This is a genomic window from Polaribacter sp. P097 (assembly GCF_036864555.1).
GTDB lineage: Bacteria > Bacteroidota > Bacteroidia > Flavobacteriales > Flavobacteriaceae > Polaribacter.
The window spans coordinates 1205931-1226221 of the sequence record NZ_JAZETJ010000001.1 but is presented as its reverse complement, the minus strand read 5'-3'; the positions used below and the strand labels follow the sequence as shown (position 1 = coordinate 1226221).

General features: G+C 30.4%; 22 protein-coding genes and 1 pseudogene. 11 read left to right on the top strand and 12 right to left on the bottom strand.

Features of this window, described 5'->3' with window-relative positions; translation table 11 throughout:
* Positions 1–4 precede the first annotated feature (4 nt).
* Genes V7R38_RS05660 through V7R38_RS05650 form a run of 3 tightly spaced genes read left to right on the top strand, consistent with a single transcriptional unit; the run spans position 5 to position 2609 of the window.
* Positions 5–691 (top strand): ComF family protein, encoded by a 687-nt coding sequence (locus V7R38_RS05660; protein WP_334056547.1) that lies wholly within the window; start codon positions 5–7, stop codon positions 689–691.
* Between the two features lie 55 nt (positions 692–746).
* On the top strand, positions 747–2363 hold the full coding sequence (locus V7R38_RS05655) for an Ig-like domain-containing protein (protein ID WP_334056545.1): 1617 nt from the start codon (positions 747–749) through the stop codon (positions 2361–2363).
* 9 nt (positions 2364–2372) lie between these two features.
* Entirely contained in the window at positions 2373–2609 is a 237-nt protein-coding gene (locus V7R38_RS05650) for a PLDc N-terminal domain-containing protein (RefSeq protein WP_334056542.1), read from the top strand.
* A 12-nt stretch (positions 2610–2621) separates the two neighbouring features.
* Here the strand turns inward: V7R38_RS05650 and V7R38_RS05645 are convergent, their stop codons facing one another.
* A complete protein-coding gene (locus tag V7R38_RS05645; protein ID WP_334057123.1) occupies positions 2622–3779 on the bottom strand; it encodes a cystathionine gamma-synthase in 1158 nt (385 codons plus the stop codon).
* Positions 3780–3920: 141 nt separating this feature from the next.
* The gene (locus V7R38_RS05640; RefSeq protein WP_015481294.1) at positions 3921–4376 is read right to left on the bottom strand and encodes a DinB family protein; all 456 of its coding nucleotides are present in this window, start codon (positions 4374–4376) and stop codon (positions 3921–3923) included.
* 42 nt (positions 4377–4418) lie between these two features.
* On the opposite strand from V7R38_RS05640, the gene V7R38_RS05635 reads away from it, so the two are divergent.
* Positions 4419–4766, top strand: a complete 348-nt coding sequence (locus V7R38_RS05635) for an arsenate reductase family protein (protein WP_334056540.1) — start codon at positions 4419–4421, stop codon at positions 4764–4766.
* An 18-nt stretch (positions 4767–4784) separates the two neighbouring features.
* Here the strand turns inward: V7R38_RS05635 and V7R38_RS05630 are convergent.
* The 5 genes and pseudogenes from V7R38_RS05630 to V7R38_RS05610 form a co-directional block, all read right to left on the bottom strand.
* A pseudogene (locus tag V7R38_RS05630) lies at positions 4785–5273 on the bottom strand (DUF4252 domain-containing protein); the annotation flags it as partial.
* A gap of 17 nt (positions 5274–5290) precedes the next feature.
* Positions 5291–6304 (bottom strand): DUF3089 domain-containing protein, encoded by a 1014-nt coding sequence (locus V7R38_RS05625; RefSeq protein ID WP_334056537.1) that lies wholly within the window; start codon positions 6302–6304, stop codon positions 5291–5293.
* Entirely contained in the window at positions 6304–6777 is a 474-nt protein-coding gene (locus V7R38_RS05620; protein WP_334056534.1) for a hypothetical protein, read from the bottom strand. Before V7R38_RS05620 ends, V7R38_RS05625 begins: the two co-directional genes overlap by 1 nt.
* A 4-nt stretch (positions 6778–6781) precedes the next feature.
* Positions 6782–7552 carry a glycosyltransferase family 4 protein gene (locus tag V7R38_RS05615; RefSeq protein WP_334056532.1) on the bottom strand — a complete coding sequence of 257 codons (771 nt, stop codon included), beginning with the start codon at positions 7550–7552 and terminating at the stop codon, positions 6782–6784.
* Positions 7553–7792: 240 nt separating this feature from the next.
* Positions 7793–8587: a hypothetical protein gene (locus V7R38_RS05610; RefSeq protein WP_334056530.1), complete on the bottom strand. Its 795-nt coding sequence runs from the start codon at positions 8585–8587 to the stop codon at positions 7793–7795.
* A 101-nt stretch (positions 8588–8688) separates the two neighbouring features.
* Between V7R38_RS05610 and V7R38_RS05605 the strand changes: the two genes are divergently transcribed.
* Genes V7R38_RS05605 through mscL form a run of 3 tightly spaced genes read left to right on the top strand, consistent with a single transcriptional unit; the run spans position 8689 to position 10907 of the window.
* Complete coding sequence (locus V7R38_RS05605) at positions 8689–9348, top strand: thymidine kinase (RefSeq protein ID WP_334056528.1); 660 nt, start codon at positions 8689–8691, stop codon at positions 9346–9348.
* On the top strand, positions 9345–10445 hold the full coding sequence (alr, locus tag V7R38_RS05600) for an alanine racemase (RefSeq protein WP_334056526.1): 1101 nt from the start codon (positions 9345–9347) through the stop codon (positions 10443–10445). Before V7R38_RS05605 ends, alr begins: the two co-directional genes overlap by 4 nt.
* 51 nt (positions 10446–10496) lie before the next feature.
* A complete protein-coding gene (gene mscL, locus V7R38_RS05595; protein ID WP_334057121.1) occupies positions 10497–10907 on the top strand; it encodes a large-conductance mechanosensitive channel protein MscL in 411 nt (136 codons plus the stop codon).
* Between the two features lie 46 nt (positions 10908–10953).
* Here mscL and V7R38_RS05590 read toward each other — a convergent pair whose 3' ends face one another.
* Genes V7R38_RS05590 through V7R38_RS05580 form a run of 3 tightly spaced genes read right to left on the bottom strand, consistent with a single transcriptional unit; the run spans position 10954 to position 14555 of the window.
* The gene (locus V7R38_RS05590; protein WP_334056524.1) at positions 10954–12759 is read right to left on the bottom strand and encodes a lysophospholipid acyltransferase family protein; all 1806 of its coding nucleotides are present in this window, start codon (positions 12757–12759) and stop codon (positions 10954–10956) included.
* A 58-nt stretch (positions 12760–12817) separates the two neighbouring features.
* Positions 12818–14071 carry an aspartate kinase gene (locus V7R38_RS05585; protein ID WP_334056522.1) on the bottom strand — a complete coding sequence of 418 codons (1254 nt, stop codon included), beginning with the start codon at positions 14069–14071 and terminating at the stop codon, positions 12818–12820.
* Positions 14072–14075: 4 nt separating this feature from the next.
* Positions 14076–14555 (bottom strand): GNAT family N-acetyltransferase, encoded by a 480-nt coding sequence (locus tag V7R38_RS05580; protein ID WP_334056520.1) that lies wholly within the window; start codon positions 14553–14555, stop codon positions 14076–14078.
* A gap of 196 nt (positions 14556–14751) precedes the next feature.
* Between V7R38_RS05580 and fbp the strand changes: the two genes are divergently transcribed.
* Entirely contained in the window at positions 14752–15762 is a 1011-nt protein-coding gene (gene fbp, locus V7R38_RS05575) for a class 1 fructose-bisphosphatase (RefSeq protein ID WP_015481307.1), read from the top strand.
* A gap of 110 nt (positions 15763–15872) precedes the next feature.
* Entirely contained in the window at positions 15873–16481 is a 609-nt protein-coding gene (locus V7R38_RS05570) for a superoxide dismutase (protein WP_334056517.1), read from the top strand.
* Positions 16482–16550: 69 nt separating this feature from the next.
* Here V7R38_RS05570 and V7R38_RS05565 read toward each other — a convergent pair whose 3' ends face one another.
* Together V7R38_RS05565 and V7R38_RS05560 are read right to left on the bottom strand one after the other, a co-directional pair.
* Positions 16551–18449 carry an amidophosphoribosyltransferase gene (locus tag V7R38_RS05565; protein WP_334056516.1) on the bottom strand — a complete coding sequence of 633 codons (1899 nt, stop codon included), beginning with the start codon at positions 18447–18449 and terminating at the stop codon, positions 16551–16553.
* A 62-nt stretch (positions 18450–18511) separates the two neighbouring features.
* Positions 18512–19438: a PfkB family carbohydrate kinase gene (locus V7R38_RS05560; RefSeq protein WP_334056514.1), complete on the bottom strand. Its 927-nt coding sequence runs from the start codon at positions 19436–19438 to the stop codon at positions 18512–18514.
* 74 nt (positions 19439–19512) lie between these two features.
* Here V7R38_RS05560 and V7R38_RS05555 point away from each other — a divergent pair, with 74 nt between their 5' ends.
* Together V7R38_RS05555 and V7R38_RS05550 are read left to right on the top strand one after the other, a co-directional pair.
* The gene (locus V7R38_RS05555; protein ID WP_015481311.1) at positions 19513–19938 is read left to right on the top strand and encodes a SufE family protein; all 426 of its coding nucleotides are present in this window, start codon (positions 19513–19515) and stop codon (positions 19936–19938) included.
* 11 nt (positions 19939–19949) lie between these two features.
* Positions 19950–20270, top strand: a complete 321-nt coding sequence (locus tag V7R38_RS05550; protein ID WP_015481312.1) for a DUF59 domain-containing protein — start codon at positions 19950–19952, stop codon at positions 20268–20270.
* Positions 20271–20291 lie beyond the last annotated feature (21 nt).

Sequence of the window (20291 nt, the reverse complement as noted above, 5' to 3'; positions counted from 1 at the left end):
TGCTATGAAAATATTAAAAGATCTATTGTATCTCCTTTACCCAAAGTTATGCGCAGTTTGTGAATTGAAACTAGTTGATAATGAAACTACAATTTGCACACTTTGCAGACATGATTTACCATTGACTAACTTTACCAATTTTAGAGAAAACAAGGTTACTAAAACTTTTTACGGACGCACTTTAATACATAAAGGTTATGCCCTACTTTTCTACAGGAAAAAAGGCAGTACAAGAAGGTTAATACAAGAATTAAAGTATAGAAACAATGAAGAAATTGGGGTATTCTTTGGCAATTGGTTAGGTGAATTACTCAGCGAAAATAAAGAGTTTGAATCTGTAGATTACATTGTACCTGTACCTTTACATCCTAAGAAATTTAAAGAAAGAGGTTACAATCAGGTTACCAAATTTGGAGAACAATTAAGTCATCATTTAAATAAACCTTTAATTGAAGGCAAATTAAAACGAATTTCTGCCACAAAAACGCAAACTTTAAAAGCACGTTTTGAACGCTTTAATAATAATGACACTAAGTTTCAATTGGAGGATTCTTCTTTTTTTAACAATAAACATATTTTACTTATTGATGATGTAATTACCACAGGCGCAACTCTAGAAGCTTGTGCAAATGAATTTCAAAATGCTGAAAATGCAACTATCAGTATTTTAACAATGGCATTTACTGAATAAATTTTATGATTTTTTATTCAAAAATTAATCGTTATTTTGTCTTAAATTTATTTTTGTGAAAACAGGTTACAAGCTACTTTTTTTAGTATCATTTCTATTTTTGATTACCAATTGTGCAAGAACTGGAAGACCAGATGGAGGTCCTAAAGATGAAGAAGCACCTTTGTTTGTTACTGCAAATCCTCCTTATGAAAGTATTAATTTTGACGAAAAGGAGATTAAAATAAATTTTGATGAGTATGTTACTTTAAAGGATTTAAATAAACAGTTGGTAGTTTCTCCTCCAATGAAAAATCCGCCTTTAATTACACCTCAAGGTACTCCAAGTGAATTTATTAAAATTGAAATAATAGATACACTAAAAGCAAACACCACCTATATTTTTAATTTTGGAAATGCTGTACAAGATAATAATGAGGGGAATAAACTAGAAAACTTTAAATATGTTTTTTCTACAGGCACTTATATAGATTCTTTAACCACTTTTGGTACTATTAAAGATGCTGAATTACTTGAAACACCAAGAAGTGTAAACGTGTTAATGTATAGAATTGATAGTACTTTTAACGATTCAATCATTTATAAAAGAAAGCCAGATTACGTAACTAGTACTTTAGATACTACCAACTATACTTTTACTAATTTAAGAAAAGGCAACTATTTACTATTGGCTTTAAAAGAGCCATTAAACGATTATGTTTTTAATCCTAAAACAGATAAAATTGGTTTTTATAAAGATACCATTCAATTGCCAAGAGATAGTATTATTCCGAATTCTATTGTATTATTTAACGAAGAACAACCTTACGAATTTGCAAGAGGTAAAGAAACTACAAAAGGTAAAATTGAATTTGGCTTTTCAGGCAATGCTAAAGACATGAAAATAAATTTGCTTTCTAATGTTCCTGAAGATTTTAAAAGTATTGCCAAATTTGATACACAAAAAGATACTTTAAATTATTGGTTTACACCTATTGAGGCAGATTCATTAAATTTTGTTGTAGCTAACAAAAATATTTTAGATACAATTACAGTAAGATTGCGTAAAAAGAATATAGATTCTTTAGTACTTGAAGCCTCTACAAGAAATATTTTAAATTTAAGAGATACTTTTTTCATAAGTAGTAATACACCTATTATAAATATAGATAGCACTAAAATCAACTTATTTGATAAAGATACATTGGCTGTTAAATATGATATAATTTCATCCCAAAAAGAAAATAAAATTGCTTTTATTTTTGATAAAAAACCAGAAGATAAATACAAATTTAAAGTGCTACCAAAAGCATTTACAGATATTTATGAGGTTTCTAATGATAGTTTAACCTATTATTTTAACACCAATGAATTAGAAGATTATGGTAGAATTACTTTAAACGTAAATAATATAAATTCTAAAAACTTAATTATTGAATTACTGGCTGGTAAAGATCAAGATAAAATTATAGAAAGACGCTTCATTAACTCGTCTTCTAAATTAGTTTTTGATTTATTAGAACCTATTAGATACACTGTAAGAGCTATTATAGACGAAAATGGTAATAATAAATGGGATACAGGTAATTATTTAAAGAAACAGCTTCCTGAAAAAATTATTTACAACGAAGCAATAAATAATTATACGCTTAGAGCCAATTACTTTGTAGAAGAAATATTTATAATAAACTAAAAAAGAATTATGTTAACTTGGTCTTTACCTTTACTAATTTTAGTGCTATTGGCAGTAGTATTATGGTTTTGGGCAATTTTCGATGTGAGCAGATGCAACTTTAAAAATCAGAAAAATAAAATGCTATTTTTCTTTTTCATTCTAGTTGCACCTATTTTAGGTTCAATCATCTATTTTCAGATAAAAAAAAGCTTTATCTCAAAAGAGAAAAAAAGTTTTAAACCAAATTTTAATACAACATCTTAAACTTTACAGAAATTAAGCATTTAATGCCTGCTCTAAATCATTAAGCAAATCTTCAATATCTTCTATACCAACACTTAAGCGAATTAAGGAATCTGTAATACCTATTTTTAAACGTTCTTTCTCTGGTATAGAACCATGAGACATGGTTACAGGATGATTTACCAAACTTTCTACACCTCCTAAAGATTCTGCCAACGTAAATAACTTGGTGCTTTCTAAAAATGCAAACGTCTCTTTTTTAGATTCATCTTTTAACTTAAAAGAAACCATTCCTCCAAAATCGTTCATTTGCTTCTTAGCAATTGCATAACTTTCATGGGTTTCTAAACCTGGATAATAGACCTTGTCTACTTTTGAATGTGCATCTAAAAATTTAGCCACCTTCAACCCATTTTCACAATGTCTTTGCATTCTTACATGCAATGTTTTTACGCCTCTTAACGCTAAAAAAGAGTCCATTGGCCCAGCAATTGCACCTGCTGCAAATTGAATAAAATGAATATCTTTAGCCAGTTTTTCGTTGTTAACCATTAAAGCGCCCATTACCAAATCTGAATGGCCACCTAAATATTTTGTAGCAGAATGCATTACAATATCTGCACCTAAATCTAAAGGTTTTTGCAAATAAGGTGTAGCAAAGGTGTTGTCTACAGCTACTAAAATTTCTGAATTTTCATCTTTTATTTTTGCTGATATTGCTTCTATATCTGCAATTTTCATTAAAGGGTTTGTTGGTGTTTCTATCCAAATCAACTTTGTATTAGCAGTAATTGCATTGGTAACATTCTCAATAGAGTTCATATCTACATAAGTAAACTCCAACCCATATTTCTGAAAAAGTTGGGTAAACATTCTATACGTACCACCATATAAATCATCTCCTGCAATAACCTCATCACCAGGTTTTAATAAGCGTAAAACTGCATCTATAGCAGCCATTCCAGACGCAAATGCAAAGGCATGTGTACCATTTTCTAGAGCTGCAAAACTAGCTTCTAAAGCGGTTCTGGTTGGGTTTGTTCCTCTTGCATAGGCATAACCTTTATGTTCACCAGGGCTAGATTGTGCAAAGGTAGATGTTAAAAAAACAGGTGGCATTACTGAACCTGTTGTTTCTTCATGCATTTGACCTCCGTGAATTGTTTTGGTATTGAATTTCATGTTTTGAATAGACTTAAAATTATTGAAAGCTAGAAATTAATAGAAACGCTTAGCCCAGATTGAACGTTTTGTTTGAGCTCTTTTTAAGTTGCTGATAAAAATCAGCAACTTAAAAAAGCGAGTAGTGAAAGCTGGAAATAGCTTCTAAAGCTATAAAAACTTTTTTATAGATCTAATGATACCATAATGAATACCTTCGTGAAAATTGTTAAACGGAATTGCGTTTTCTATAGAAGAAAGTACAAAACCTGTACTGGTTGGGTATTCTTTGTAATTTTCGAAAATACCAGCTTCAAAATCTTCCTCTAAAGTATCTGGCAAACCCATAAGTAGTTCTTTTACTTCATTAAATTCTTCTTCTGTAAAAGTTTTTGTAGGCACTGTACCTTTTCTGTGTGCTTCTACCAAATCGTCTGGACATAATAAATTTAAGCCTGATAAACCATAGTGTAATAATTGTTGAGTCACTACTACATGTGCTACATTCCAAGCAATATTGTTTTTAAAACCTTCTGGAATTTTATGCAGTTCTTCTAAAGATAAACCATCTATTTCTTTTAAAATTAAATCTCTAGATTTTCGTAAAATATCAAATTGAATTTTCATTTTTATACTTAATTTTGATACTGTAAATATAATTGATATAAAATGAAGAAAGTTTATTTTTTGAAAACTTGTGATACTTGTAAACGTATCTTAAAAGAGGTGAATTTAGATGGATTTGAACATCAAGAAATAAAAGCCAATCCAGTTAATGAAACTCAGCTACAAGAAATGTATGCACTTTCTAATAGTTATGAAGCTCTGTTTAACAAACGTGCAAGGTTATACAAGTCTTTAGGTTTAAAAGATAAGTCTTTATCTGAAACCGATTATAAAAAATATCTTTTAGAAGAATATACTTTTTTAAAACGACCTGTTTTTATTATTGATGATGAAATTTTTATTGGAAATAGTAAGAAAGAAGTAGAAAAAGTAAAAGAGAAAGTGAATTAACACTTTCTCTTTTTTGTTTTAAATTTTATCTGAGTTAGATAGCAATTTTGCTAGTTCTTCTTTTGTCATGCTGGTTTTTAAACCTAAAAGCACTAAACTATCATCGTCACTATTTGCTTTAAAAATTATTTCTTTTATTAAGTTGTTTTTTTCTAACGTGTAAAATTCAGCTCTACTATCATCGCCTTTTACACGAACCATTGTCTTTAAATTATTTCTTCTAATGTACTTTTTAAAGTCTTTAGATACTTCTTGGTTTTCGTTATCAAAAACCATTAATTTAAAATTACCCGATTTTTTAAGTAAATCTGTAACCTCTTCTGAATCTTCATCATTAAAAAAAGAACCTACCATAGATGCAGATACATTTAATGAAAATTGAGAATATTCTTTATGATTTTTATAAAACTTTTTAAAGGTTGATGTTTGTGCTGATGCAGTTAAAACAAAAAGTGCAAATACGAATGTGATTAATTTTTTCATGTTACTTGGTTTTCCTTTCAGACGATCAAGTAAAAATTTTGTTACATTTTGGTATTATTTTTTAAATATGCATTTGTTCTTAAAACCGCATTTTGCTGAATGTCTTTCCAAAAAAGATTGATATCTCCTACATGATAATTTTTCATAAAAGACATAAAAAGCCTACCAGGAAATTTGGGTGTGGTTGTCCAAACTAAACCATCTGTTATTTCAATTTCTAAAGCATTCTCGTATAATTTTTTGTTAGAATAAAAAAAACCTTTGTGCTGCTCTAAAGTTGTGGTTTTATCTAAATTCCAAGTTATAGGATTTGAAGTTACACTACCTCTAAAATAATCTTTTCCCTTTTTGGAATAATAGCCTTTTTTAAAAGTATTCCAACCTACAAAACCACCAGTTTCATTCGGTTTTGTCATCACTTTAATTGATTTAAACTGATTTGGTTTTACGATAGTACCAATAACATAAGCCGCAATTAACTTTTTTTGTAAAGGTTTTTCATCGAAAAAATCTTTTAACAAAAGCTTGGTATGTGTAGAACCTTGACTATGACTTGCTATGATAATTGGTCTGCCATTATTGTATTTTTTTAAATACAATTTAAAAGCTTTTTTTACATCTGAATACGCCAATAATAATGCTTTTTCTCCTCCATTTTCTAAATTAGAATACGAACGTAAATGCGCTTGTCTGTAAAATGGAACATATACCTTACCTGCAGTTGCAAAGGCAGATGCCTGAAAAAGCACAGCTCTATTTAAGACTTTATTTTGTTGTTTTTCATCATCTAAAGGTACATTCCATCTTAAATCATCTTTTTCTGAATTTAGAGTTGGGTATACATAAAATACATCTGCTTGTAAAGTATCTTGTGCTTTAGATGCAAACTCAGCAAAGTCTTTGGTGTATTTGTTGGGTAACACTGCCCAATTTTTTTCTAAATTATAATTAGGTGATGTACTAGTATCGGTTTCTATATAATTTGCAACATTTTTTGTGGATTTACAAGCTGTAAACACCATAAAAAATGCAAGAAGGGTAAGTATCTTTTTCATTAGAAGTTCATTGAGATGCCAACGTTTGCACCATTAATTTTTAAATTAAAGCTGGGTTGAAATTGATAACTGGTAGACGAAATACCATCATTATATAACTCTACTGCTTTTTTGGTTTTTCTATTAAAACCTTTTACAATAGGAATAGTAGCCACAATTAAAGCAGCACCTGCACCTGCTAAAGCCCATTCTGGATCTCCACCACCAATGGCAGTTCCAATAGGGAAACCAACTAAAGCACCACCTGCAGTTCCTAAGATCAATGCCCAAGTTTGATTGGACTTAGCAGATTGAACCAACTCAAATGCTTCTTTGTTCTCCTTCATGATTACTTGCATATCTTTTAAAAGCAAAGTTTTTCCTTCTTGTTTAAATTGGTAACCTCCAAAAACTTTTTCCATTTCAATTTTTTGAGCATTTAACATAGATGATGACAATACTGTTAAATATAAGATTGCTAAGATTTTTTTCATTTGATTAATTTTTTAAATAGAATTCAGTTAAACTTTTGGCCTCTTTTTTGGCACTCCAATTATTAATAATTTCTTTTCTAGCTTCTTTACCTAAATAAGGAATTTTTTGCTCTATTAATTTAAATAAAATATCTTTTAGTTGATTTTCATTGCCTGCTTCAAATAAGTATCCATTTTTACCATGGTTTATTAACTCAGAATGTACACCTACATTTTGGGTAGCTATTACTGTGTTTTCACAACTCATAGCTTCTGCAGTTACTAAAGAAAATCCTTCAGAAAAACTAGGTGCAACTACAATTTTTGCGGCTTGATAATAAGAAACAATATCTCTAGTTTCATTTATAAAATAAACTTGACTTTCTATCTGATGTTTTTTAGCAATTGATTTTAGGTCGTTTAGAAATTCAGGTTTGTCTACTTTACCAACAATTACCAAAGCCCAAGTTGGGTGTTTTTTTAAGTTTTTTACAGCCTCTAATAACACCAATTGCCCTTTTTCTTTACGAACTCTACCCGCATTTAAAATGATATTTTCTTGAGATATATTCAACAACCTCTTAGTTGATTCTGGTACAAATTTATCTACTTGAACTCCATGACCAATCTTCGTGTTTTCTATCCCTAAGTTTTTACTCATAGAAGTAATAAGAGTAACTACTTTATCTGCTTTTTTTAATAAAAACAAGGTTAATCCAGAAGGTTTAGCCTCTGCATGTCTAGTTGCTACAAGTGTAAATTTAGCGCCCAAAAAACGATAAAATAACATTCGCATAATTTCATTGTTTCTATGACAATGCACAATGACTTTTTCGTTAGAAAATAATACTGATTTAAGTTTTTTGGTAGTGATATGATTCCCATTAATATTAGAACCATACACATAAGTTTCAAATTGATCAGCAAAGAAAGGAAGTACGTTTTCTATACTTCTAGTAACACCTGTTTTTCGCTTATGAAAATGCGTATGAATTAAAATCGGCTTCAGAATTTAAACTATTTTTTGATGTACTTTTTAGGCAAACTTTCGTGCCACTATTTCTAAGAACCTACTTTCTAGTTCTTCTTGTTCTGCCCAATTATAATCTGGCTTAACCATTGTGTTGATAAAGTTTTTGGCATCTTTTTCAGTTTTAAAAGTATTTAATTGAGATACCACTCTGTTATAATCTTCTTGTTGGTTATTAAAGAGATGTTTTACAAATGCAATTCTATCATTTAAACCAATTTGAATATTCGTATTTAATTTGTCATTTAACGATTTTGGTTGCGCGTTTTCAAACAAATCAGCCATGACATCTACAGAAATAATATCGTGCAATTCTTCTTCTAAAGACATTGTTTTGCGCTCTTCTACTTTTATTACCTCTTTTTCTGCTTCTGGTTCTGCAACCTCATTTGGTTTAGAAAACATAATCTCTTCTAATTCATCAAAAGGTTGTTCTATTTTTTGCTGAGTTGTTTTCTTTTCTGGCTTTGGTTCTGTTGCTTTTGGTTCTTCAACTTCTGGTTCATCAATTAAATTAAAAACTACTTTTTCTTCAAGTACTTTTTCTTCTTTAACTTCATCTTCACTTACAATTGGTTCCTCTTTTTGTTCAAACGCTTTTTCAACTTTATCAACCAAAACCTCTTTATTTTCAGCAGTATTTGGAGTTGTAGCTAAATATTCATCTACAAAAGCCAGCATAGATAACTTTTCGTAGATTTCTCTAGATTTCTCTTTTAATGCAAACACATCATCCTTATTCTTCATCTTTAAGATGCTATGAGCTAAACTAATTAATTCGCTCTCTAATTTTTTGTGCATAAGTTGTGTCTTATAATTAAATTAAACTACTAAATATTTATAAATTTGTAAACGTTGAGGATTACACAAAAGTATAAAATTATAACGCTTAAAATTACAAAATGTTTCTTGAAAATACTGTAAATCATACAGAACAATTTGGTTGGATTGAGGTAATTTGTGGCTCTATGTTTTCTGGTAAAACAGAAGAGTTAATTAGGCGTTTAAAACGTGCTCAATTTGCAAAACAGCGTGTAGAAATTTTTAAACCTGCTGTTGATACAAGGTATGATGAGGAAGAAGTGGTTTCTCATAACGATTCTAGAATTCGTTCTACGCCTGTACCAGTTTCTTCAAATATTCGTTTGTTAGCCAATGATGTAGATGTTGTTGGTATTGATGAAGCTCAGTTTTTTGATGATGAAATTGTTGCTGTTTGTAATGATTTAGCCAATAGAGGAGTTCGTGTAATAGTTGCTGGTTTAGATATGGATTTTAAAGGTAAACCTTTTGGCCCAATGCCAGCACTAATGGCAACTGCAGAGTATGTTACTAAAGTGCATGCAGTATGCACACATACAGGTAATTTAGCTCATTATAGTTTTAGAAAAGCACAAAATGACAACTTGGTTATGCTTGGCGAAACCCAAGAATATGAACCATTAAGCAGAGCTGCTTATTACAAAGCTGTTAAAGAAAAAGAACAACTTACCTCTGTAGAAGCTAGCAATAATTTAGATATCGATACTTCTAAAACTGATTTAAATTCAACGCAAGAATGAATAATCACGTAAGCGTTTTAGAGATTGATAGCAAAGCATTAGTCCATAATTTAAATTATTTTAAAAATAAATTAAACGAAAACACTAAGATTTTAGCAGTGGTTAAAGCCTTTGGTTATGGTAGTGATGGAGTTTTAGTTGCTGATTTTTTAAAAGATAAAGTAGATTATTTTGCGGTAGCTTACGCTCATGAAGGTATTGCCCTAAGAGAAGCGAATATTAAAACACCAATTTTAGTTTTACATCCTCAAATAGCTACTTTACAAGACATTATTGATTACAGATTAGAACCTAATTTATACAATTTTAAAATATTTCACGCCTTTTTAGAATTGGCAGACACAATTCCTTTAATGAATTATCCTGTACATATAAAATTCAATACAGGCTTAAATAGGCTTGGATTTTGGCATACAGATATTCCTAAAATTATCTCAGAATTAAAAGAAACCAATCACATAAAAGTACAATCACTTTTTTCTCATTTAGCAGCTAGTGAAGATTTAGAGGAAAAAGATTTCACCAACAATCAACTAAATAGTTTTGCATACATAGCACAACAGTTTTATAAACATTTAAGCTATGAACCTATGTTGCATATTTTAAACACTTCTGGTGTTGTAAACTATGCCAAAGCGCAATTTGATATGGTTAGAGTTGGTATTGGTTTGTATGGTTTTGGTAATGATGATGAAGAAACCAAGCAACTTAAAAATACGCACAATTTAAAATCTATAATTTCGCAAATTCACCTTATTGAACCAGGTGAAACTGTGGGTTATAATAGAGCATTTGTTGCTAAAAAACCTAGTAAATCTGCCACAATTCCTGTGGGGCATGCAGATGGTTTATCTCGAAAATTAGGAAATGAAGCAGGTTATGTTTTAATCAACAATCAGAAAGCAAAAATTATTGGTAATGTTTGTATGGATATGATTATGGTTGATGTAACCAAAATTGATTGTAATGAAGGTGATGAAGTTATCATCTTTAACAGTCAAGACATGCTTAAACATATAGCAGATGCCTCTGAAACTATCGTTTATGAAACCTTAACTTCGATTTCTCCACGTGTTAAGAAAATGTTAAAATCATAAAATTTTATTACTTTAGCATTTCATCAACTTAAAATTATACAATAAATGGGAATGTTAAAAGAGTTTAAAGACTTTGCAATGAAGGGTAACCTTGTAGATATTGCAGTAGGTTTTGTTATGGGTGCTGCTTTTAAACAAGTAGTAACATCGTTTACAGGAGGTATTGTTTCACCTTTAATTGGTTTAATTTTCGAAGCCGATTTTAAAAAGTTAAAATGGGTAGTGAAAGAAGGTACTTTAAATGATGCAGGTGAAACTGTTGGTCAAGTTGCTGTTTTATATGGAGATTTCTTAACCAATGTCATCGACTTTATCATTGTAGCTTTTGTAATGTTTATGATTGTAAAAGGTATTAATGCAACAAAGAAAAAAGAAGAGCCAAAACCAGAAGCTCCAAAAGGACCAAGTCAAGAAGAATTATTAGAGCAAATTAGAGATTTACTTGCTAAGCAAAATAAATAAGCTAATTTAACTTGTTATAAAAAAACCCAAGCTAAGCTTGGGTTTTTTATTTTTTAAGTATTTCTGCAGCTTTCCTTTCTAACTCTGCTTGGAATTCTTCCATTACCGGTTTTACTGTACTTTCTGGTATATCTGCAACCTTAATATACATTAAACCATCTACAGCATTGTTAAATTTAGGATCTACATTAAACGCAACCAATCTTGCATTCTGTTTCACGTATTTCTTAATTAGAACAGGAATTCTTAAAGCTCCAGGTTCAATTTCATCAATAATCTTATCAAACTTTTGCATGTCTGCTTTTGTAGCATCAAACACAAAATCTTTATCATCGCCTTTTAATTTAACCTTGTATTCTTTCTTTGGATAAATGTACTGAGCAATATAAGGATCATAATAATGAGACTTCATGAACTCAATCATTAACGACTTTGAAAAATCTGAAAATTGATTGCTAATAGAAACGCCACCCATTAAATATTTATATTCAGGATAACGTAAAGTTACATGCACAATACCTTTCCATAACAGAAACAAAGGCATTGGTTTTTGCTGATATTCATCAATAATAAAAGCCCTACCCATTTCTATGGTATTCTCCATCATTTGATGCAATTCTGGCTCAATTCTAAACAGCGTTTGAATGTAAAAACCATTAATGCCAAATCTTTTATAAATTTCTTTACCAAGACCCATTCTGTAGGCTCCTGCTAAACATTGAGCCTGATTATCCCAAAGAATTAGATGATAATAATACTTATCGTATTTATCTAAGTCTAGAGCCTTGTTAGTTCCTTCACCTACATTTCTAAACGTAATTTCTCTTAACCTGCCTATTTCATGTAAAACGTTAGGTATGTCTTTTGCATTGGCAAAGAAAACCTCATAATTCTTACTTTCTAAAAGTCGGCAGTCTTTGTCTCTTAAATTATTAATTTCTTTAAGAAAAGAATCTTTATTTCTTTGTGCAGCAATTTTTTTAGCTGGCTTTTTAATTTTAATAGACTCTGTAGAAATTAGCTTGTTTGCTTTCTCAAAAGGATTAGCCAACATATAAGTTTTCTTTCTAATAAATTCATAGAAAGAAGGTATGTCTTTGTATTCTTTTTGATCGGCTACAGAAATTGGTTTTCCTATTCTAACTTTTATTACTTTCCCATCTTGCGAAATAACTTCTGATGGTAATTTTGCGGTTCTTAACGTGTCAGAAATTTTAGATAAAAAATAGAATAATCCACTATTTTTTGCATGAAAATAAATAGGAATAACAGGTACTTGTGCCTTTTTAATTAAACGTACAGCTCCTTCCTCCCAAGGCTTATCTACCTTTAATTTACCATCTTTATAGGTAGAAACTTCACCAGCAGGAAAGATCCCTAAAGGTTTACCTTCTTTTAAATGCTGTAATGCACTTTTTATACCTGCAACACTAGATTTAGCGTCCTTTCTGGTTTCAAAAGGATTCACAGGCATTATATAGGGCTTTAAAGGCTCTATTCTATGCAATAAAAAGTTTGCTATAATTTTATAATCGGCCCTTTTTTCTATTAATAATTTTAATAATAAAACACCATCTATACCTCCTAAAGGATGGTTAGATACTGTAATAAACGGACCTTCTTTGGGAATTCTTTTTAAATCTTCTTCAGGAATTTGGAATTCAATATTACAATCATCTAAAACACCATTTAAAAAAGCTAAATCAGTTTTATCTTTATTCTTTTTGTAAATTTTATTGATTGCAGAGATTCGTAAAACTCTAATAAGTAGCCATCCAACAAAAGTTCCTAAAACACCAAATTTCTGTAAACCAATTACTTGTGCAATTTCTTTAGATGTTACTAATGGCATAATTCGAAGTTAATACTAGAGAACAAACATAGTAAAAAAAACGAAATCGAAATTTTATTTAATTGGGTTTTATCACAATTTGCGAAGTTTCTTTGTTTACTTGAGTTAATAAAGATTCTCCTTTGTTTTCAATCAATTCTATTGCATTATCATCAAAGTGACGAATGGTATATAAGTCTACATTTTTCTGAACATCTATTTTAAACTGATGCTCTAATTCTTTATGAAATTCATCAAACTTATTAAACTTGTTATCTATACAAACAGAAAAGCTAATGGCAGAGTTTTGAATCAGGTTAACTTTTAGCTGATAATCATGTAGCTTTTGAAAGATAAAACTAATATTATTTTCAACCATAAATGAAAAATCTAAGGCCGATATTGAAACTAAAATTTGATTTTTCTTTACAATATAGCAAGGTATATATGGTTCTAACATGGTACCTTTAGAAACTGTTGTACCTTTTTCTTTTGGGTTAACAAAAGAACGTACCAACAAAGGAATTTCTTTCTTTTCTATAGGTTGTAACGTTTTTGGGTGTATTACAGAGGCGCCATAGAAAGCCATCTCTATAGCTTCTTCGTATGAAATTTGAGCTAATAAAGTGGTGTCAGAAAACACTCTTGGATCTGCATTTAGAACTCCTGGCACATCTTTCCAAATAGTTACACTTTCTGCGTTTAAGCAGTAGGCAAAAATACCTGCAGTATAATCAGAACCTTCTCTACCTAAAGTGGTAGTATTTTCTGTATCATTAGCTGCAATAAATCCTTGAGTGATGTTAATTTTAGAAGCATCTACTTTCTTATTGATAAGCTCTTCTGTTAACTCCCAATCTACTTTTGCATCTCTATAATTACTGTCTGTTTTAATATAATTTCTTACATCAAACCAAATATTCTCTTGGCCTATTTTTGCTAAATAACCACTTACAATTCTTGTTGATAATAACTCACCAAAACAAATAATTTGATCGTAAACGTAGTTAAACCTTTGTGAAGTATTTCTGGCCAAAAACCAACCTAACTCTCCAAATAAAACATCTACTTCTTTGTAAACCTCATCTGTTTTATCGAATAAAGAGCTCATGATATTTTTATGAAACTCTTCTATATAGTTCAGTTTACTTGGTAAATCTTCTTTTTTATGATAATATGAATCTATAACATCTTCAAAAGCGTTTGTCATTTTACCCATAGCAGAAATTACTACTAGAGTATCTTTGGCTCCTTCATTTTTAATGATTGAAACAACATTTTTTACACTTTCTGCGTCTTTAACAGAGGCACCACCAAATTTAAAAATCTTCATCTATCTAGTTATTTTCTATAAATTTTGCCAAATTTCCTTTGTTCATTTGAACCACAGACCAATCATTTAAATAAGTAGCACCAGTGCTTTTATAAAATTCAATGGCATTTGTATTCCAATCTATAACCTCCCAAGCAACTCTATTGAAATCATTTTCATAAGCATAGTTTAGCACAGCTGTGTACAATGCTTTACCTGCTCCTATTTTTTGGCGTTTTTTGGTAACGATTAAATCTTCTAAGTGAATGGTTTTACCTTTCCAAGTAGAATATCTTTCATAAAAAAGAGCAATACCAATAATGGTTTCGTTTTCTTCTGCTACAAAAATTTTAAATCTTGGTTTTTCAGAAAATCCGTCTTTGATTAAATCGTCTACAGTAATTTCTACAGCATCTGGTTCTTTTTCAAAAATAGCCAGTTCCATAATTAAATTATGTACAGATTGCATATCTTCTTTTAGACCTCTTCGAATGGTAAAACTCATATTTTCAAAATTTTGGCAAAGATAAATCATTTTATAATCGTCAAAAATATTTGTAAAATTTTGACAATTAGCTACAATCTGTATAATTTTTTATATAATTCTTAAATCATTATGATTCAAAAAAATAAAAATCTAAAACGTTGTAGTAACTCAAAAAAGTTCAGATATTTGTTAAAAATCAACCTTTAACGCTTTTATGACAGTAAAAAAACAAACTCTTGGTGAATTCATTATTGAAAATCAGCACGCCTTTAAATACAGTTCAGGTGAATTAAGTAGCCTTTTAAATTCTATTAGATTGGCTGCAAAAGTGGTAAATCATGAAGTTAACAAAGCAGGTTTAGTAGATATTATTGGTGCTTTTGGAGACACTAATATACAGGGTGAAGATCAGCAAAAATTAGATGTTTATGCAAATGATAAATTCATACAAACCTTAACAAGAAGAAATATTGTTTGTGGAATTGCTAGTGAAGAGGAAGATAGTTTTATATCTATCAATAGTATTGATGAAAATCATCAAAATAAATATGTAGTATTAATAGATCCTTTAGACGGTTCATCTAACATAGATGTAAACGTTTCTGTAGGTACTATTTTTTCTATTTACAGAAGAGTTACACCTACAGGAACCCCTGTGCAAATAGAAGATTTTTTACAAAAAGGTAGTGAGCAAGTGGCTGCAGGTTATGTAGTTTATGGTACATCTACAATGTTGGTTTATACAACTGGTGATGGTGTTAATGGTTTTACACTAAACCCTGCAATTGGTTCATTTTACTTATCTCACCCAAACATGGAGTTTCCTGAAGATGGTAGTATATATTCAGTGAATGAAGGGAATTATATGGATTTTCCTTTGGGAGTTAAAAAATACATTAAACACTGTCAAGAAGAGGAAGGTGATAGACCTTACACAAGCAGATATATTGGTTCTTTAGTTTCTGATTTTCATAGAAATATGATTAAAGGTGGTATTTATATGTACCCTAAAGGGTCTAGAAATCCGAATGGAAAACTACGTTTACTTTACGAGTGCAACCCAATGGCTTTTTTAGCTGAACAGGCTAATGGTTATGCTTCTGATGGGTACACAAGAACTTTAGATGTAGAACCTACAGAATTACACCAAAGAGTGCCATTTGTTTGTGGTAGTAAAAATATGGTGGCTGAACTTGAGGAGTTTATGCAGAAATATGGCGAATAACTACAATCTATATTGCTATAAGTTAACAAATTATTAAAGACTTGGTATTGGTTCTTTTAAATGTTAAATTTGTTACTCACTAATTAAAATAAACTTTTAAAAATAAAATTATGGCTTTTGAATTACCAGAATTAGGATACGCACATGATGCACTAGAACCACATATTGATGCTAAAACTATGGAGATACACCATGGAAAACATCACAATGGATATACAACAAAATTAAATAACGCAATTGAAGGTACTGACTTAGCAGGAAAATCTATCGAAGATATTTTAACTAATTTAGATATGAGCAATAGCGCTGTTAGAAATAATGGAGGTGGATTTTACAATCACTCTTTGTTTTGGACAGTAATGAATCCAGAAGGTAGAGGTTATTTATCTGGAGAGTTAAAAGATGCTATTGAAGCAGAATTTGGCTCTAAAGAAGCATTTATGGATGCATTTTCTAAAGCAGCAGCAACTCAGTTTGGTTCTGGTTGGGCTTGGTTATGTGTACATAAAGGTGGTAAAGTAGAAGTTTGTTCTACACCAAACCAAGATAACCCATTAATGCCAGGTGTTACTTGTGGTGGAACTCCAATCTTAGGATTAGACGTTTGGGAACATGCTTACTATTTAAACTACCAAAACAGAAGACCAGATTATATTGATGCTTTCTTTAAAGTTATAAACTGGAATGAAGTTGAAAGAAGATATGCAGAAGCTAAGTAATTAGATTCTAAATGATATAAAAAAAGCATCCAAAATATGGATGCTTTTTTTATGCTGAAACATTGCTATTTAATAAGCTCTCTCATCATTACCTTCATAGAAGTTTATGAATGCTTGATTTACTACTCTCATACCTCCAGGAGTAGGATAATCGCCTGTAAAATACCAATCTCCTAAATTATCTGGACAAGCTTTATGCAAACCTTCTACAGTTTGATAAATTACTTCAACCTCTGCTTTAATTTCTTCAGTTTTTAACATCTCTGCAATTTTAGCTGAAATTTCTTCTGCAGTAAATGGGCTGTAAATTTCCTTAACGTAATTTACAATAGCATCGTCTTCTTTGTTTTGCTGAGCTTTACTTTTTTGATAAACCTCGTCTACAATATGATATTGATCTGTTTGTTTTAATAAAGCTATTGCTGCTTTAAATGCAATAAATGCATCTATTCTAGCCATATCTATACCATAACAATCTGGATATCTAATTTGAGGAGCAGAAGAAACCACCACAATTTTCTTAGGGTTTAATCTGTCTAAAATTTTAATGATACTTTTCTTTAAAGTTGTTCCACGAACAATACTATCATCTATAATTACTAAGTTATCTGTAGGTTTTACAACACCATAAGTTATATCGTAAACATGTTCTACTAAATCGTCTCTAGAATTATCATCAGCAATAAACGTTCTTAATTTTGCATCTTTAATTGCAATTTTTTCAAAACGTGGTCTTTCAGATAAAATTTCTGTTACCTTTTGTGCAGATAATTTTGTACCACCAGCTAATATTTTAGCCGTTTTTTGTTGATTTAATAAATCTTCTGCTGCCTCTGTCATTCCATAAAATGATGTTTCTGCAGTGTTTGGTATATAAGAAAATACCGAGTTTGAAACATCAGAATTTATAGATTTTAAAACTTGTGGAAACACATATTTTCCTAAGTTTTTACGCTCTTCGTAAATGCTGGCATCACTACCTCTAGAAAAATAAATTCGCTCAAAAGAACACGATTTCTTTTCTCTAGGCTCATTTACTTTTTTAATAGAAACTTTACCACTTTTCTTTATTATTAAAGCATGACCTCTTTCTAACTCTTGCACTTTATCTATAGACACATTAAATACAGTTTGTATAACTGGTCTTTCTGAAGCCACAACAACAACTTCATCATCTTCATAAAAAAAGGTTGGTCTAATTCCATTTGGATCTCTTAATACAAAAGCATCTCCATGACCTACTAAACCAGCCATTGCATAACCACCATCCCAATTTTTAGAAGAACGTTTTAAAACTTTCTTTAAGCTTAAATTTTCTTCTATAAATGGTGATGCATCTTTTTTATTAAACCCTTGCTTTTTGGCTTTTTGATAAAGTTTACCCACTTCATCTTCTAAGAAATGCCCAATTTTTTCCATTACAGTTACAGTATCTGTAAACTCTTTTGGATGTTGCCCTAACTCAATTAACTCATCTAACATTTGGTTAGAGTTTGTCATATTAAAATTACCTGCAACAATAAGGTTTTTATGTTTCCAATTGCTTTGACGCAAAAAAGGATGTACACTTTCTATAGAGTTTTTACCAAACGTTCCATAACGTACATGACCTAAAAATAAATTACCTACATATGGCATGTGTTCCTCTTGCCAAGCAACATCGTCTTTTTTGTCTGGATTAACTTCTAGAACACCATTTATTCTATCGTTAATTTGTGCAAAAATATCTTGAATAGGTTGTGTTTTATTAGAACGTACTCTACTAATGTATCTAGTTCCTGGCTCTATATTAAATTTTACACTTGCAAAACCAGCACCATCTTGACCACGATTATGTTGCTTTTCCATTAACAAGTACATCTTATTAATTCCGTAAAAAGCAGAACCGTATTTATCTTTATAAAATTGTAATGGCTTCTTTAATCGAACCAAGGCAATTCCACATTCGTGTTTAATTGCGTCACTCATTTATTCTAGTATTTGTTGTTTTTACTACAAAAAAATCCGCGTTTTTAGGCGCGGATTTTCATTTATGATAATTCTATATCAAATTGCGTTAACTCTTTAAAGGCTTGCAAGCGACTTTTTACTTCTTCTTTCGTAAGCTCCTGCATTCGTTCTGTACCAAACTTCTCTACACAGAAAGATGCCAAATTAGAACCATAAATTATGGCGTTTTTCATATTCTCAAAAGAAATGTCTTCAGTTTTTGCTAGATAACCACAAAAACCTCCTGCAAATGTATCTCCTGCTCCTGTTGGATCAAAAACCTCTGCTAAAGGCAAAGCTGGTGCAAAAAACATTTTACCTTCATTAAATAATAAAGCTCCATGTTCTCCTTTTTTAATCACCACATATTTAGGACCCATTGTATGAATCTTTTTAGCTGCATTTACTAATGAATATTCACCAGAAAGTTGGCGAGCTTCTTCATCATTAATCGTAACTACATCTACTCTTTTCAGCACTTCATGCAAATCATTCAAAGCAATATCCATCCAAAAATTCATAGTATCTAAAACTACCAATTTTGGTCTTTCGTTCATTTGATCTAAAACAGAGGCCTGCGTTAATGGGTGCAAATTACCCAACATTACAATACCTGAATCTTTAAAGTTTCCTGGCACAACTGGCTGAAAATTTTCTAAAACATTCAATTCTGTAACCAAGGTATCTCTAGAATTCATATCATTATGATACTTACCACTCCAGAAAAACGTTTTTCCTTCTTTAATTATTTCAATACCATCTGTATTAATACCTTTGGTATTCATCATTTCTAAATAATTATCAGGAAAATCTCCTCCAACCACAGAAACAACTCCAGTTTTTACACCAAATTGACTTGCTGCTAAACCTACAAAAGTTCCTGAACCACCAAGAATTTTATCGGTTTTACCAAATGGAGTTTCAATTGCATCAAAAGCTACTGTACCAACTGCTAATAATTTGCTCATTTCTTAAATATAATCAGTAATTTTGCACAACTTGTGTATGCAAGATTATTAAGATGCAAAAATAAGTTTTAAAAATGACTATCAAAGAAATACAAGAAGAAATTATTGATGAGTTTTCGATGTTTGATGATTGGATGGAACGTTATGAATACATCATTGAATTAGGGAAATCTTTACCAATTATTGACGATAAATATAAACTAGATGAAAACCTAATTAAGGGTTGCCAGTCTAAAGTTTGGTTGTATTCTGAGTTAGATGATAACAGTGTAAAATTTACTGCAGATAGCGATGCTATTTTAACAAAAGGAATTGTAGCACTACTTTTAAGAGTTTATTCTGGACAAAAACCAGAAGATATTTTAGTAGCAGAAACTCATTTTATAGATGAAATTGGTTTAAAAGAACACCTTTCACCTACAAGAGCAAATGGTTTAGTTTCTATGTTAAAGCAAATAAAAATGTACGCAATTGCACAACAAGCAAAATTGCAGAATTAAGATTATATAAAATGACAGATAAAGAATTAGAAGAAATAGGAGACAAAATTATTAGAGTTTTAAAAACTATTTACGATCCAGAAATTCCTGTTGATATTTACGAGTTAGGTTTAATTTATGATGTATTTGTTTCTGACGAAAACAATGCTAAGATTTTAATGACGCTTACATCTCCTAACTGCCCAGTTGCAGAGAGTTTACCTGTAGAAATAGAAGACAAAGTAAAATCATTAAAAGAAATAAATGAGTGCGAGGTTGAGATAACTTTCGATCCTACTTGGACTCAAGAAATGATGAGCGAAGAAGCGAAGTTAGAGCTTGGAATGCTATAAAAGCTTCAAAAAACAAAAACT

Excerpts from the sequence above, each read along its gene's own strand:
- V7R38_RS05660 (WP_334056547.1), top strand. The coding sequence starts at position 5 with ATGAAAATATTAAAAGATCTATTGTATCTCCTTTACCCAAAGTTATGC.
- V7R38_RS05650 (WP_334056542.1), top strand. The coding sequence starts at position 2,373 with ATGTTAACTTGGTCTTTACCTTTACTAATTTTAGTGCTATTGGCAGTA.
- V7R38_RS05640 (WP_015481294.1), bottom strand. The coding sequence starts at position 4,376 with ATGAAAATTCAATTTGATATTTTACGAAAATCTAGAGATTTAATTTTA.
- V7R38_RS05635 (WP_334056540.1), top strand. The coding sequence starts at position 4,419 with ATGAAGAAAGTTTATTTTTTGAAAACTTGTGATACTTGTAAACGTATC.
- V7R38_RS05625 (WP_334056537.1), bottom strand. The coding sequence starts at position 6,304 with ATGAAAAAGATACTTACCCTTCTTGCATTTTTTATGGTGTTTACAGCT.
- V7R38_RS05620 (WP_334056534.1), bottom strand. The coding sequence starts at position 6,777 with ATGAAAAAAATCTTAGCAATCTTATATTTAACAGTATTGTCATCATCT.
- V7R38_RS05615 (WP_334056532.1), bottom strand. The coding sequence starts at position 7,552 with ATGCGAATGTTATTTTATCGTTTTTTGGGCGCTAAATTTACACTTGTA.
- V7R38_RS05610 (WP_334056530.1), bottom strand. The coding sequence starts at position 8,587 with ATGCACAAAAAATTAGAGAGCGAATTAATTAGTTTAGCTCATAGCATC.
- V7R38_RS05605 (WP_334056528.1), top strand. The coding sequence starts at position 8,689 with ATGTTTCTTGAAAATACTGTAAATCATACAGAACAATTTGGTTGGATT.
- alr (WP_334056526.1), top strand. The coding sequence starts at position 9,345 with ATGAATAATCACGTAAGCGTTTTAGAGATTGATAGCAAAGCATTAGTC.
- mscL (WP_334057121.1), top strand. The coding sequence starts at position 10,497 with ATGTTAAAAGAGTTTAAAGACTTTGCAATGAAGGGTAACCTTGTAGAT.
- V7R38_RS05590 (WP_334056524.1), bottom strand. The coding sequence starts at position 12,759 with ATGCCATTAGTAACATCTAAAGAAATTGCACAAGTAATTGGTTTACAG.
- V7R38_RS05585 (WP_334056522.1), bottom strand. The coding sequence starts at position 14,071 with ATGAAGATTTTTAAATTTGGTGGTGCCTCTGTTAAAGACGCAGAAAGT.
- V7R38_RS05580 (WP_334056520.1), bottom strand. The coding sequence starts at position 14,555 with ATGAGTTTTACCATTCGAAGAGGTCTAAAAGAAGATATGCAATCTGTA.
- fbp (WP_015481307.1), top strand. The coding sequence starts at position 14,752 with ATGACAGTAAAAAAACAAACTCTTGGTGAATTCATTATTGAAAATCAG.
- V7R38_RS05570 (WP_334056517.1), top strand. The coding sequence starts at position 15,873 with ATGGCTTTTGAATTACCAGAATTAGGATACGCACATGATGCACTAGAA.
- V7R38_RS05565 (WP_334056516.1), bottom strand. The coding sequence starts at position 18,449 with ATGAGTGACGCAATTAAACACGAATGTGGAATTGCCTTGGTTCGATTA.
- V7R38_RS05560 (WP_334056514.1), bottom strand. The coding sequence starts at position 19,438 with ATGAGCAAATTATTAGCAGTTGGTACAGTAGCTTTTGATGCAATTGAA.
- V7R38_RS05555 (WP_015481311.1), top strand. The coding sequence starts at position 19,513 with ATGACTATCAAAGAAATACAAGAAGAAATTATTGATGAGTTTTCGATG.
- V7R38_RS05550 (WP_015481312.1), top strand. The coding sequence starts at position 19,950 with ATGACAGATAAAGAATTAGAAGAAATAGGAGACAAAATTATTAGAGTT.